Genomic DNA, 12,884 nt, shown 5'->3' on the forward strand with positions numbered 1-12,884 from the left:
GCATTCAGCAGGTCGGCTAGATGCATTGCCGACGCTGCATCAATGCACATGATAACGCAACGTCATTTAATTAAAGGTCGAGGAATAACGATGAACACGTTAAGAAAATCAGTAACGATAGTAACACTGGGTGCAGCACTACTGAGTAGCGTAAGCGCCTTTGCCAATAATGCCTCTGAAACGCGCGATATCCGTTTTGTCGGTGACACACAATACGCCGGTTTTTGTCAGGCAATCGTACAGGATGATGTCATTAAGTTACGCAAGCAGGCTTCTCGCAAGGTAGGGCGTCTGGCGGGCAGTCAACGCGGTGTGCTTCGCGCGGTGACCTCTGAGCAAGGCGTTACCTGTAATGGAAAAACGCTGATTGAGTTTTCGCAGGACAAACAGGCTGAAGATGTACACGCATACTTGTTAGCGCAAAGCTAACATGTCTGCGTGCAGGGCAACCCAATCTACGCCGCTTTTGAACGCACACCAAGGTGCGACAGAAGCGGCTATTTACCCACCTTTTCCGATTTCTTTATTTTCAGTATTGACATCTAGACGTCTATACGTCACATTGAACCCATGAAGACGATTATTTGCACTATTACCATGATGACAACCACCCTTATTCGGGCGGTCGTTGACTAGTGCAAGACACAAATTCAACGAAAGCCCGCTCACAACAGCGGGTTTTTTTTTAGCTCTAAACTGCATAAAGTTATCGCATATGTCAGCGCACAACACGGGAGAAAAACAGTGAAAGTAATGAAATTTGGCGGGTCGTCGTTGGCAGACGCAAAACGGTACTTAAGCGTCATGAATATCAGCCAGCAGACACATGCTTCACACGGTGCGGCTGTCGTGCTTTCAGCGCCTAAAGGAGTCACCAATGCTTTGTCGCTATTGTGTGAAGAATCCGCGAGAGGCAAAGACGTCGGTGAGCTTTACGCCAAGCTGGAAATGACCTTGCTAGGCATTGCCAACGAGCTGAATGACACTTTGGATAACTTTAACCTTGATGCGGTCACCACCTTTATTCGACAACGTCTTGACGTGCTTAACGACCAACTTAAAGGGATCAAGCTACTGGGTCTGGCACCAGCACCGGTTACGGCCAGCATTTTGAGCTTAGGGGAGTATGTTAGTGTCACACTGTTCAGTCACATGCTGAGCGCGCAAGGGGTGGCCAACACCATCATCGATCCGGTGAACTACGTTATTGCTGACGGAGACTACTTGGACAGCATCGCCGATCTTAATCAAAGCCGTGCAAGATTTTCTGACGTCGTCAAGGATGGTACACAACTGCTGGTTATGCCGGGTTTCGTGGCAGCTAATCCTGAGGGTGAGAAAGTCACTCTTGGCCGAAACGGTTCTGATTATTCAGCGGCCATTTTAGCGGCCTGTCTGGACGCGGAAAGTTGTGAAATCTGGACCGACGTTGATGGTGTTTTCAACGCTGATCCTAATCAGGTCGATGGGGCCGTGTTGCTGGATAAACTGACTTATCAGGAAGCGATGGAACTGTCCTACTTTGGTGCGAAGGTACTGCATCCGAAAACCATAGGGCCGATTGCTCAGTTTCACATCCCCTGCTGGATAAAAAACACACTAAATCCTGCGGCACCCGGTACGCTCATCAGTGCTGAGCCAAGTACCAGATGGACTAGCGTAAAAGGGATTTCGCAGCTTGATAATATGGCGATGTTCAACGTGGCCGGTCCAGGCATGAAAGGGATGGTCGGCATGGCCAGTCGCGTTTTTGAAGTGTTGGCACAGGCTAACATTTCTATTTGCCTCATCACGCAGTCATCAAGCGAGTACAGCATAAGCTTTTGTATTCACGAAAAAGATTCCGGTAAAGCGTTGGACGTGTTGGAAGACGCTTTTGCCCTAGAACTGAGTAATCATCTGCTTGATCCGATTGAGGTGCGCAAGTCACTCGCTATTGTGACGCTCGTCGGCGATGGTATGCGTCATCAGAAAGGGCTAGCGGCACGCTTTTTCAGCGCACTGGCCCAAGCTCGGGTGAACAATGTCGCGATTGCACAGGGCAGCTCTGAGCGATCCATTTCCACTGTTATAGAACTACATAAAGCGAAAAAGGCCGTGAAAGTTGTCCATCAAAATTTCTTCTCAAGTTTACACACCATCGATGTTTTCCTGATTGGCTGTGGTACCGTCGGAAAGGCACTACTTGAACAAATCCATAAACAGCAACCGTCATTGCTAGCGCGCAACGTGCGCCTTAATGTGTATGGCATCGCTAACAGCAAAAAACTCTTGTTACGTGACGCGTCGATTGCGTTGAACAATGGTTGGGAAAACGCATTGTCTGAAAGCAATGAGTCTTTTAGCACGCAGCGTTTGGCTGATTTTGTTGCCGATAATGCGTTGGTCAATCCGGTCATCGTAGATTGTACCAGCAGTGACAGTGTGGCAGACCAATACTTAGATATGCTTGAGAATGGCTTTCATGTGGTCACGCCGAACAAAAAAGCCAATACAAAGTCGATGGCTTACTATCGTCAACTACAGCGTGTCGCTCAGGATACCAGCCGACAGTATCTCTATGAAACAACCGTGGGGGCAGGGTTACCGGTTATTGATAATTTACAAAAGTTGCTCAGCGCAGGCGACCAATTAGAGCGCTTCGAAGGCATCTTATCGGGTTCGTTGTCGTTTGTGTTTGGTGAACTGGAAAACGGAAAAACGCTTTCAGAAGCAACACGTATCGCACGCGAAAAAGGCTATACCGAACCTGATCCACGCGATGATCTCAGTGGCATGGATGTCGCGCGTAAACTACTGATCATGGCTCGTGAGGCCGATATGCCGCTTGAACTCAGCGATATCACCATAGAGTCTGTGCTACCGGCTTCTTTTGACGCACAAGGTAGCGTTGAGGAATTTCTAGACAACCTTGCCTCAATCGATGTTGAGTTTGATAAACGTGTGCAGTCGGCCAAGCTGGAGAATAAAGTGTTGCGCTATGTCGGTGCTATTGTAAACGGGCAGTGCAAAGTCAGTATTCAGGCTGTGGCGCAGGATCATCCGCTCGCCGCGATTAAAGATGGTGAAAACGCATTGGCTATTCATAGTGCTTACTATCAACCTATCCCTTACGTCATCCGCGGTTACGGAGCCGGTGCAATGGTTACCGCTGCTGGGGTATTTGCTGATATATTGCGTACCATGCCATGGAAACAGGAAATCGCATAAATGCAAAAAGTCAGCGCGTTCGCGCCAGCCTCGATTGGTAACGTGAGTTTGGGGTTTGATTTATTGGGAGCGGCGCTAGCACCGATTGACGGAACATCGCTAGGTGATAGTGTGACTGTGTCTCCGGCGGAGACCCTTACGCTTAACGTATCGGGCGGTTTTGCCCACAAATTACCGGCAACGCCGAATGACAATATCGTACTCGACTGCTATCACTATTTTGCGCGTGCGATGCAGTCAATAGACAAAGCATGCCCCGCCGTTGCACTGCACCTTGAAAAGCGCTTACCGATTGGCAGTGGTTTGGGCAGCAGCGCGAGTTCGATCGTCGCGGCATTTTGCGCTCTGAATCATTATTTCGATAAGCCTTTCACGGCGCCACAGTTGCTGTTGATGATGGGAGAGCTGGAGGGGCAAATCAGTGGCAGTATCCACTATGACAATGTCGCGCCCTGCTACTTAGGTGGGATGACGCTCATGACCGGAGATAGTCAAAAGCCAGTGACTCAACTGCCTCTGCTGGATGACTGGTATTGGATAGTGAGTTACTCGGGGCTATCAGTGTCAACTGCGGCAGCGCGTGAAATTCTTCCCAAGCAATATAAGATCAATGATGTACTCACCTTTGGGCGCCAATTAGGGGTTTTCGTCGATGCGTTGCACCGAAAAGCGCCTGCAGATGCCGCCAGAGTCATGCATGACGTGCTTGCAGAACCTTGGCGAAAGTCACTGTTACCCGGTTTCGACTCGGCCCGTACGGCGACGCTTGAGCGTGGTGGGCTGGCCTTTGGAATTTCCGGTTCAGGTCCCACTGTGTTTAGTGTGACAGATGATATTGATAAAGCGCGCGCCATTTGTGACTATCTGCAACAAGCGTACGTGCAGACTGAGGATGGCTTCAGTCATATTTGCCGGATACCGCCGACCGGCGCGGCGATAACAACAACTACAGTGAGTTAAAACAGCGTGGAATTAGTTAATTTAAAAGTCGCTGAAGAGCGCGTCAACTTTGCCACTGCCGTCAAGACCGGTTTGGGTCAACAGCAGGGACTATTTTTTCCAGAACACATTCAGCCAATGCAAGATGTTCAAGGTTTACTCGACAAACCCTTAGTAGAACGCAGCGTTGTCATATTGAGACACTTATTAGGTGACGAGTTAGATGACGCCACGTTGAATAGCATTGTGGGTAATGCATTTAATTTTCCCGCCCGTGTTGAAGCTGTCAGCGAACAGATCCATTGTCTTGAATTATTCCATGGGCCAACACTGGCGTTTAAAGATTTTGGTGGCCGTTTCATGGCTCAGTGTCTGGCCAATATCAGTGCCGGTGAGCCAATAACTATATTAACAGCTACATCTGGTGATACAGGTGCTGCAGTTGCCCATGCTTTTCACGGCATTGACAATATTAACGTGGTCATCCTGTTTCCTAAGGGCAAGATCAGCCCATTACAGGAAAAGTTGTTTACCACTTTGGGTGGAAATATTCACACCGTTGCCATTGATGCCGATTTTGATGCTTGTCAGTCATTGGTTAAAACAGCATTCGACGATCCCGAAGTGCGCCAGGGCTTGCATTTGAATAGCGCCAACTCGATCAATATCAGCCGGCTAATGGCGCAAGTGTGCTACTACTTTGAAGCGTTTGCGCAATTGCCAGAGTCTGCGCGAAATCAAGTGGTGGTGTCAGTGCCCAGTGGTAATTTCGGTAATCTCACTGCTGGCGTCATTGCAAAAGTGCTTGGGCTACCCATTAAGCGCTTCATCGCGGCGACCAATGTGAACGATACGGTACCGCGCTATTTGCGTACCGGCGAATGGCAACCAAAGAAAACGGTTGCTACCTTGTCTAACGCAATGGATGTGAGTCAACCTAACAACTGGCCGCGTATAGAGGCGATGCTGCAACGCGGCGAAATCCAGCCTGATGAGATTGTTGGCGAGTCGGTTGATGAAGACTACACTCAGGTAGCGATGAAGCAACTGGCAAAATTAGGCTATTTGAGTGAGCCTCACGCGGCAGTGGCATTCAGAGCCCTGACAAAGCAATTGCAAGAGGGTGAAACCGGCCTGTTCTTAGGTACCGCTCATCCCGCCAAGTTCCGCGAATCTGTGGAAAATGTATTGGGGCAACCGATTGCTCTCCCGCCCGCCTTAGTTGATGTTGCTGGAAAAGAGGGTCTGTCCGTAGATATTGCAAACGACTACGCTGCTTTGAAGAAGTTTATGTTCGACAGATTAGGGAAGTAATGCGGCGTGGCAACTACGTGGAGTGATGTTCTCGGCGATGAGAAACAGCAGCCGTACTTCGTCGAAATGATGCAGGAATTAGCCCGTCGCCGTGCGGCGGGTGAGGTGATCTATCCGCCCAAGGAATCGGTGTTTAGCGCGTTTTCGAGTACGCCATTTGAGAATGTCAAAGTTGTTATTCTCGGTCAGGATCCCTATCACGGACCAAACCAAGCGCATGGCTTATGCTTTTCGGTTCAACAGGGGGTCAAGCCACCACCGTCATTGGTCAATATATTCAAAGAGTTGCAACACGAATTCAATGGCTTCTCAATGCCCGCGCATGGCAATTTACAAGCTTGGGCGGCGCAAGGCGTTCTGCTCTTGAATACCGTTCTGACCGTGCAGGCTGGGCAGGCCCACTCACATGCTAAATTAGGGTGGGAGCGGTTTACCGATACCGTGATCACGGCATTAAACCGTCACTCAACTGGGGTCGTATTTCTTCTCTGGGGGGGCCATGCACAACGCAAAGCGAGTCAGGTTGAACCTGATCGGCATTGTATACTCACTGCGCCCCATCCATCGCCGCTATCAGCCTATCGAGGCTTCATTGGGTGTGGTCACTTTCGTCAGGCCAATGACTATCTTATCCAGCAAGGCAAAGCACCTATAAACTGGCAGCTTTAACTAGGGCACAGGCCCTTGCAACACAACACAACACAACACAACAAAAAACGGCCGCATAATGTGCGGCCGTTTAGATGATTATCTGTTTGCGCTATCTAATTCAAGGTCGAAATCGAAATCGTATTCTGAGAGTTCTTTTTCTAATTTGAAGCGGTCTTGAATGGCTTCTATCTCTCGCCATTTACGCTTTTTAGAACGTTGTTTCGTAGTTCGGGTTTCACTATCTGCCATCGCGAATACATCATTTTGATTCACGGCGATCTCCTTATAGTTATATTGCGCACTTTCGAAATTGGGTTGATTAATTTGCCATCAACACGACATATGTACCACATCGGCGACTAATATAAAATGGAAATGTTAACTTACGATTAACATTTTATTGCGCTTTTATGACAATCCATGACCTGACCCGTGGACTTTACGCTAGTGGCTATCATCCGATTGCTGCGCGTGCACGAAACGCTCAATTAATCGTGCGGTAGAGGCGTCAAACTCACCCAAGTCTTTTTTCCCGCCGATACCGTCAAGCACCTGATTACCTAAAACTTTACCCAACTCCACACCCCATTGATCAAACGAATTCACATCCCAGATTGCACCCTGCACAAACACCTTATGCTCATACAGCGCAACGATAGCGCCGAGTGTAAACGGATCGAGGCGTTCAAAAGTCAGTGTGTTGCTTGGCTTATTGCCGGGCATGGTTTTATGCGCTGCAATGCGCATGCGCTCTTTTTCACTGTACTGAGTGGCACTTAAGTCAGCCAGGCATTCGTCATAGCTTTTACCTTGCATCAGCGCCTGAGTTTGACCAAAACAGTTAGATGCCAGCATCGCATGGTGTTGTGCCGCATTCAGATCATTGCTGTCGACCCGCAGTGGTAATAGAAAATCAGCAGGGATCAGTGTACTGCTCTGATGAATGAGCTGATGAAAGGAATGTTGACCATTTGTTCCTTCGCTACCCCAGATAATTGGGCCCGTCGCACAATTAATGCTTTTGCCGCTTTGCGTCACTTGCTTACCATTACTCTCCATATCCAATTGTTGCACATAGGCAGGGAAGCCGCGAAGGTAGTGATAGTAAGGCAACAACACGTGTGATTGCGCACCTTGAAAGTTTCGATACCACACTCCTAGCAAGGCCAAGATAAAAGGCAGGTTTTCATGTTTAGGGGCGGACTTAAAATGCTCATCCATGGCGAAGGCACCCTTAAGAAGCTGCTCAAAGGCATTGAACCCTAGGCACAGGGCGATGGGTAATCCGATGGCAGACCATAAGCTGTAGCGGCCTCCCACCCAATCCCACATCGGGAATACATTATCTGGATTGATACCAAATTCTTTCGCCGCAGTGACGTTCGAGGATACACAAGCAAAATGTTGCGCAATGTCTTTTTGCGCTCCGCCCTGTTGCATAAACCAGTCCTTAGCGGTTTGTGTATTTTGCAGAGTTTCTTGAGTCGTGAAGGATTTAGACGACATGAGTACCAGCGTTTCTTCATGATCTAAACTCTTCAAAACGTCTCGAATGTGACACCCATCCACGTTGGCGACAAAGTGAACGCGAACGCTGTCATTGTGGTAAGGCTTGAGCGCCTCACTGATTATTTTAGGCCCCAGGAACGAACCGCCGATACCGATGGCGACCACGTGAGATAGCGGTTTGCCAGTGTACCCAAGCATTTTTCCGTTCAGCAATGTATCCGTAAACTCACGCATTTTACTCAGCGTGGACCGGACTTGTGGCATCACATCTTCACCATCGACAATCACCGCATCACCCGAGAAATTGCGCAGTGCGGTGTGCAGTACCGCCCGCCCTTCGGTGGTGTTGATCATTTCACCGGAAAACATAGCATCTCGCTTAGCTTCCACTGTGCAGTGATCGGCAAGTTCGTAAAGTGCCGTCATCACACTGTCGTTGATACGGTTTTTGGAAAAATCTACCTCAATACCGCAGGCAGTGGCAGAATAACGCGCGACACGCTGTGGATCGGCACGAAACCAGTCCCGCATATGTTGGCCTTCCAGTTGATTGGCCAATTGATTGAGCGCCTGCCATGGCGCTGATGCTGTAAGATTGGTCATGATGATATCCTTTAAATCGCGTGTTTTCCGCTATGGTAAAGGATATTTCTTAAGGTTTGCAGCGTAAATGTTGAAATAAAACCACATTTGCTGAAAGGTCGGAGCTGTAAAAAAACAGCCGAGAAAAAATCTCGGCTGAGCAATGGTTTAATTTGAGACCTTCACGGCGTTTACAATTTTTTCCGCAAGAGAGTTTCGAGTTTAACTTGATCCGCGGCAAAATTACGAATGCCCTCTGCCAGCTTTTCCGTGGCCATCGCATCCTCGTTGTGCGCCCAACGAAAAGCTGACTCTGTTAAGGCCTCTTGCTTCGGTGAATCGGAATCGACAGCCACCAATTTTTGCGTCAGCTCGCCGGCTGCATTTGCCAAGGTTTCCAATAGCTGCGGACTAATGGTTAATCGGTCACAGCCAGCCAGTTCGATGATTTCATCGGTATTTCTGAAACTGGCGCCCATGACAACAGTAGGGTAGCCGTGTTGTTTGTAGTAATTATAAATGCGAGTTACTGATATTACGCCGGGATCCTCGGCTGGCGCGTAACCCTCTTTTCCTGTGTTCTTTTTATGCCAGTCAAGAATGCGCCCGACAAAAGGCGAAATAAGATAAACACCAGCCTCTGCACAAGCTTGTGCCTGAGCAAAGCTGAACAGCAAAGTAAGGTTACAGTTGATACCTTCCTTCTCAAGTTGTTCAGCGGCTTTTATCCCTTCCCATGTAGAGGCGATTTTGATCAAGATACGTGATTTGTCAACGCCAGCTTGTTCGTACAGGGCAATAAGCTCGTGTGCCTTAGCAATGGTTGCTTGGGTATCAAAGGACAGCCGCGCATCAACTTCTGTCGAAATTCTTCCGGGTATAATCGACTGGATCTGTTCGCCAATATTCACCGCTAGCTTGTCACTGGCTAACTCAACTTGTTGATTGGCATCGTTGGTTTTGGATTTAGCATAATCGATGGCATCGTCAATTAAGTCAGCATATTGCGGCAGCTCTGCAGCTTTAAGCAGCAATGAAGGGTTGGTCGTCGCGTCAACTGGCTGATATTTACGGATAGCTTCAATGTCACCCGTATCGGCAACCACAGTGGTCATTGAACGGAGTGAAGCAAGTTGGTTTGTCATAGTGGTGTCCTGAATTAGCGTGTCGTGAATAGCACTGTGTCATACGTGTAGGGTATCGCTGTCCGTGCATCAGTGCCAGTGGTGTTGTAAAAATTCAATGAAAATCATCATCCTGCCTTGTAACCGGGAAAAATGACGCAATCTCTCAATACATATCAGAACAAACACTGTTAGGAGTCGGCATGCTGGTCGTATTGTCCCCCGCTAAAAATCTGGATACCGAGCCTTATTCGGCTCCTCTGGAACCCTCTCAACCACAATTGCTTGACGATGCAAAGAATCTCGCCGAGCAATGCAAAAAATTATCACCAGCAGAGTTAGCCTCTTTAATGAAGATCAGCGACAAACTGGCGATTTTGAATGCAGAGCGTTTCAACAATTTTACGACGCCATTTACACAGCAAAACGCTAAACCGGCAGTACTGACGTTCAATGGTGATGTTTACGTAGGACTTGACGCAACCACGTTGGATAAAAGCGACATGGCCTTTGCGCAACAACATCTACGTATATTGTCCGGACTCTACGGTGTTTTGAAACCTATGGATTTGATGCAGGCATACCGCTTAGAAATGGGGACAAAACTCAAAAATGATCGGGGGGATAATCTATATCAATACTGGGGGCAAAAGATCTCAGAAGCACTGAATAACGCGGCAGAGAAACAGAACACGGATGTATTGGTTAACCTCGCTTCAAACGAGTACTTTAAAGCCGTTGACGAGCAAGCGTTGACACCTCGGGTCATTACACCGGTATTCAAAGATACAAAAAACGGCAAGCTAAAAGTGATTAGTTTTTACGCCAAAAAAGCCCGTGGCCTCATGGCTCGTTATATTATTCAACATAAAATCACAGACGCTGAGCAACTCAAACAATTTGACACAGCGGATTATCAGTATTCAGCGTCGCTGAGTTCAGACCAAGAATGGGTATTCACACGCGCTGAGCAATAACTCAGCGCATTAGTCGACAAATAACTCCTGTTGGAATTTTAAGGTTTGCGACTGATTGCCTTGCTGAATAACCACGTTGAAACGATAGGTTTCACGGTCACGAAAATTTAATTGAGCCAAGTAGTATATCGCTTCGCCTTCACGCACCTGCTTGAAGGAGAGGTTCTTTTTTGTGCCTAACAGATTGGTCGCGGAGCCTGTGATAGCAATGTCCTGCGCCTTTTGAGTGTCTGCGTCAAGCACCGAAATATTGATCAATGCATTGTAGCGGCTGCGCACAATGTCATTGGCATTCGCGACCTGCGGCGTTAGGAAGGTGGTGCCCACCACCATATAGTGCACGTCCCAATCACCCAGCGTCACTTTCTGTTCAGCGTGGACTGAAAAAGCCAGCATGGTCAGGAGAAGCACACTCAATAGCGCGCGATAAAGTCTATTAGGCATAAAATCTCCTGACAATAAAAGGCAAATGAGGATTAAAAGCCGCCAAACACATCACCCAATAAAATTCGGATAAACTGCAAAGCGATGATGGCCACCAGTACCGACAGGTCAAGTCCACCCATCTGTGGTAATACACTACGAATTGGGCGCAGAAACGGCTCAGTTAGCTGCATTAACACATATTCAACAGGATTATTGCCCTGACTGACCCAACTGAGTATCGCGCGCAAAATCAACACCCAGAACACCAACGAGAGTCCCTCGCGAAGCATATCGATCAGGGCGGCAACAATCACCCCTATGGGGTTGAGAGGCGCGCTAAACATCAGACTGATCACCACAATTTTAAGTGCCGAAACGGCTAGTGCAAACACAAAGGTTGCCGTATCAAAAGGCCCTATTGAAGGGATCACGCGGCGAAGCGGGCCGACAACAGGCTGTGTCGCTTTGACCACTACCTGACTTAACGGGTTGTAAAAGTCAGCGCGTGCTAATTGCAACCAGAGACGCAAAAGCACCACCATTAAATACAGGTTGAATAGGGTGGAAACCAAAAAGTAGGTAGCGTTCATAGACTCAGTCTTTCCTAAAGTTGCTTTGACATTTGCTGAGCGCGCGTCACCGCGGCCTGCATTGATTTGCTGACCAGTTCAGGTAAACCGCCCGCGATGAATGTGTTGACCGCTTCTGCCGTTGTGCCCCCTTTCGACATGACATTCGTGCGCAACGTGCTAATTTCAGTATCTGGGTTTTGCATCACCATCTCGGCAGCGCCACGCATGGCTTGTTGCACGAGAACTCGTGCTTGTTGGTGGCTAAATCCCATTTTTTCAGCTTCAGCTTGCATTGCTTCCAAAAATAAAAAGAAATAGGCCGGAGAGCTACCTGCAGCGGCGATGACACCATCAATTTGGGCTTCATTTTCTACCCACAGCGTTTCACCCACAGCAGACATCAATTCATTACATAAGGCTTGATCAGCTTGCGTGACGTGTGGATTACCGTACAAGCCTGTCATACCTAAGCCCACAGCACTGGGCGTATTTGGCATGGCGCGAACCCATTTCTGTGCGGCAGGCAGCATTTCAGCAAGCCGCTGTAAGGGTAAGCCGGCGGCGATAGACATAAAAACCATGTCGTCACTGACTAAAGAAGCATCACAAGCAGACAGCATATCGGCCATCATCTGCGGTTTAACGGACAACACCACAACGTCAGATTGCCGCAGTACATCGTTATTGTCTGTGGTTATCTGAATGCCTAAATCAGCGTTGAGCGCGTTCAATTTGCCCTCAGAACGGTTGCTCGCGATAATGGCGTCGGCCGGATAGCCTGAGGCCACGAGGCCGCGAATGATACTTTGGGTCATGTTACCCGCGCCGATGAAACCTACTGTACGTTGTTGCATTCTACTCCTTACGTTCTTGCGCCGAAAATAGCGGTACCTAATCGTACCATAGTCGAACCTGCGGAAATGGCCTGATCTAAGTCACCACTCATTCCCATTGATAGTGTATCTATGGTTGAATACTGTCCTTTCAAGTCAGTGAACAACGTTGCCATGCGTTGAAAACTCTGGTCCAGCTGGGTGTTATTCTGAGACGCATTTGGGATCGTCATCAGGCCACGAAGCCGCAGATTAACACACGAGCTCACAGCGTCTGCCAAAGCGCCTACCTCATCGGCAGATACGCCAGATTTGCTCTCTTCGTCGTCAATGTTGACCTGAATACACACGTTCATTGGGCCTTTATAGTGAGGGCGTTGGTCCGACAGCCGTCCTGCGATTTTAAGACGATCAACACTGTGAACCCAGTCGAAATGCTCCGCCACTAAGCGCGTTTTATTGGATTGTAACGGGCCAATAAAGTGCCACTCAATATCCTTTAAATCTTGCAATGCCTCGATTTTACTCACGCCTTCCTGAACGTAGTTTTCACCAAATAAACGTTGCCCAGCGATATACGCAGCACGCAAATCAGATACGGGTTTTGTTTTGCTAACGGCTAGTAATTTTACTGCGTTTGCAGGACGATTAGCGTTATTGAGACTTTGCGCAATCAAGTTCTGTGCGCAGTGCAGGCTATCTGCTATTGTTTGCATTGCATCAACAGTTTAATCGGAGAAACAGGCT

The 12,884-nt window shown here is 48.4% G+C and carries 13 protein-coding genes; 6 read left to right on the plus strand and 7 right to left on the minus strand.

Translation table 11 applies throughout. The features are described from left to right. Positions 1-90: 90 nt before the first annotated feature. From KIU71_RS03565 to ung, 5 genes are all read left to right on the plus strand, one after another. Positions 91-429 carry a DUF3718 domain-containing protein gene (locus KIU71_RS03565; RefSeq protein WP_214129807.1) on the plus strand — a complete coding sequence of 113 codons (339 nt, stop codon included), beginning with the start codon at positions 91-93 and terminating at the stop codon, positions 427-429. A gap of 315 nt (positions 430-744) precedes the next feature. Beyond that, positions 745-3,210 (plus strand): bifunctional aspartate kinase/homoserine dehydrogenase I, encoded by a 2,466-nt coding sequence (gene thrA, locus KIU71_RS03570; RefSeq protein ID WP_214129808.1) that lies wholly within the window; start codon positions 745-747, stop codon positions 3,208-3,210. Further along, a complete protein-coding gene (thrB, locus tag KIU71_RS03575; protein WP_214129809.1) occupies positions 3,211-4,170 on the plus strand; it encodes a homoserine kinase in 960 nt (319 codons plus the stop codon). A 6-nt stretch (positions 4,171-4,176) separates the two neighbouring features. Further along, positions 4,177-5,463 (plus strand): threonine synthase, encoded by a 1,287-nt coding sequence (gene thrC / locus KIU71_RS03580; protein ID WP_214129810.1) that lies wholly within the window; start codon positions 4,177-4,179, stop codon positions 5,461-5,463. Positions 5,464-5,469: 6 nt separating this feature from the next. Further along, a complete protein-coding gene (ung, locus tag KIU71_RS03585; protein WP_214129811.1) occupies positions 5,470-6,132 on the plus strand; it encodes a uracil-DNA glycosylase in 663 nt (220 codons plus the stop codon). A 78-nt stretch (positions 6,133-6,210) separates the two neighbouring features. Here the strand turns inward: ung and KIU71_RS03590 are convergent, their stop codons facing one another. From KIU71_RS03590 to tal, 3 genes are all read right to left on the minus strand, one after another. Continuing rightward, entirely contained in the window at positions 6,211-6,387 is a 177-nt protein-coding gene (locus KIU71_RS03590; protein ID WP_214129812.1) for a DUF3545 family protein, read from the minus strand. Positions 6,388-6,558: 171 nt separating this feature from the next. Beyond that, positions 6,559-8,226, minus strand: coding sequence for a glucose-6-phosphate isomerase (gene pgi, locus KIU71_RS03595; protein WP_214129813.1), 1,668 nt, complete (start codon positions 8,224-8,226; stop codon positions 6,559-6,561). A gap of 170 nt (positions 8,227-8,396) precedes the next feature. After that, positions 8,397-9,350 (minus strand): transaldolase, encoded by a 954-nt coding sequence (gene tal, locus KIU71_RS03600; RefSeq protein ID WP_214129814.1) that lies wholly within the window; start codon positions 9,348-9,350, stop codon positions 8,397-8,399. Positions 9,351-9,532: 182 nt separating this feature from the next. On the opposite strand from tal, the gene yaaA reads away from it, so the two are divergent. Further along, on the plus strand, positions 9,533-10,306 hold the full coding sequence (yaaA, locus tag KIU71_RS03605; RefSeq protein ID WP_214129815.1) for a peroxide stress protein YaaA: 774 nt from the start codon (positions 9,533-9,535) through the stop codon (positions 10,304-10,306). A gap of 9 nt (positions 10,307-10,315) precedes the next feature. On the opposite strand, the gene KIU71_RS03610 is transcribed toward yaaA, so the two are convergent. The 4 genes from KIU71_RS03610 to KIU71_RS03625 are packed head-to-tail and all read right to left on the minus strand — an operon-like array spanning position 10,316 to position 12,853. Next, complete coding sequence (locus KIU71_RS03610; RefSeq protein WP_214129816.1) at positions 10,316-10,750, minus strand: DUF4426 domain-containing protein; 435 nt, start codon at positions 10,748-10,750, stop codon at positions 10,316-10,318. Between the two features lie 32 nt (positions 10,751-10,782). After that, positions 10,783-11,322 (minus strand): YggT family protein, encoded by a 540-nt coding sequence (locus tag KIU71_RS03615; protein WP_214129817.1) that lies wholly within the window; start codon positions 11,320-11,322, stop codon positions 10,783-10,785. A gap of 14 nt (positions 11,323-11,336) precedes the next feature. Then, positions 11,337-12,158: a pyrroline-5-carboxylate reductase gene (gene proC, locus KIU71_RS03620; protein ID WP_214129818.1), complete on the minus strand. Its 822-nt coding sequence runs from the start codon at positions 12,156-12,158 to the stop codon at positions 11,337-11,339. Between the two features lie 8 nt (positions 12,159-12,166). Next, on the minus strand, positions 12,167-12,853 hold the full coding sequence (locus KIU71_RS03625) for a YggS family pyridoxal phosphate-dependent enzyme (protein ID WP_214129819.1): 687 nt from the start codon (positions 12,851-12,853) through the stop codon (positions 12,167-12,169). Between the last annotated feature and the right edge of the window lie 31 nt (positions 12,854-12,884).

It is taken from the genome of Alteromonas oceanisediminis, assembly GCF_018474025.1.
In the GTDB taxonomy this organism is placed as follows: Bacteria; Pseudomonadota; Gammaproteobacteria; order Enterobacterales; family Alteromonadaceae; genus Alteromonas_E; species Alteromonas_E oceanisediminis.

What these genes read in the sequence shown, in the direction of transcription:
- pgi (WP_214129813.1), bottom strand. Translation starts at nt 8,226, where the DNA reads ATGACCAATCTTACAGCATCAGCGCCATGGCAGGCGCTCAATCAATTG.
- KIU71_RS03615 (WP_214129817.1), bottom strand. Translation starts at nt 11,322, where the DNA reads ATGAACGCTACCTACTTTTTGGTTTCCACCCTATTCAACCTGTATTTA.
- KIU71_RS03625 (WP_214129819.1), bottom strand. Translation starts at nt 12,853, where the DNA reads ATGCAAACAATAGCAGATAGCCTGCACTGCGCACAGAACTTGATTGCG.
- KIU71_RS03610 (WP_214129816.1), bottom strand. Translation starts at nt 10,750, where the DNA reads ATGCCTAATAGACTTTATCGCGCGCTATTGAGTGTGCTTCTCCTGACC.
- tal (WP_214129814.1), bottom strand. Translation starts at nt 9,350, where the DNA reads ATGACAAACCAACTTGCTTCACTCCGTTCAATGACCACTGTGGTTGCC.
- proC (WP_214129818.1), bottom strand. Translation starts at nt 12,158, where the DNA reads ATGCAACAACGTACAGTAGGTTTCATCGGCGCGGGTAACATGACCCAA.
- thrB (WP_214129809.1), top strand. Translation starts at nt 3,211, where the DNA reads ATGCAAAAAGTCAGCGCGTTCGCGCCAGCCTCGATTGGTAACGTGAGT.
- KIU71_RS03565 (WP_214129807.1), top strand. Translation starts at nt 91, where the DNA reads ATGAACACGTTAAGAAAATCAGTAACGATAGTAACACTGGGTGCAGCA.
- yaaA (WP_214129815.1), top strand. Translation starts at nt 9,533, where the DNA reads ATGCTGGTCGTATTGTCCCCCGCTAAAAATCTGGATACCGAGCCTTAT.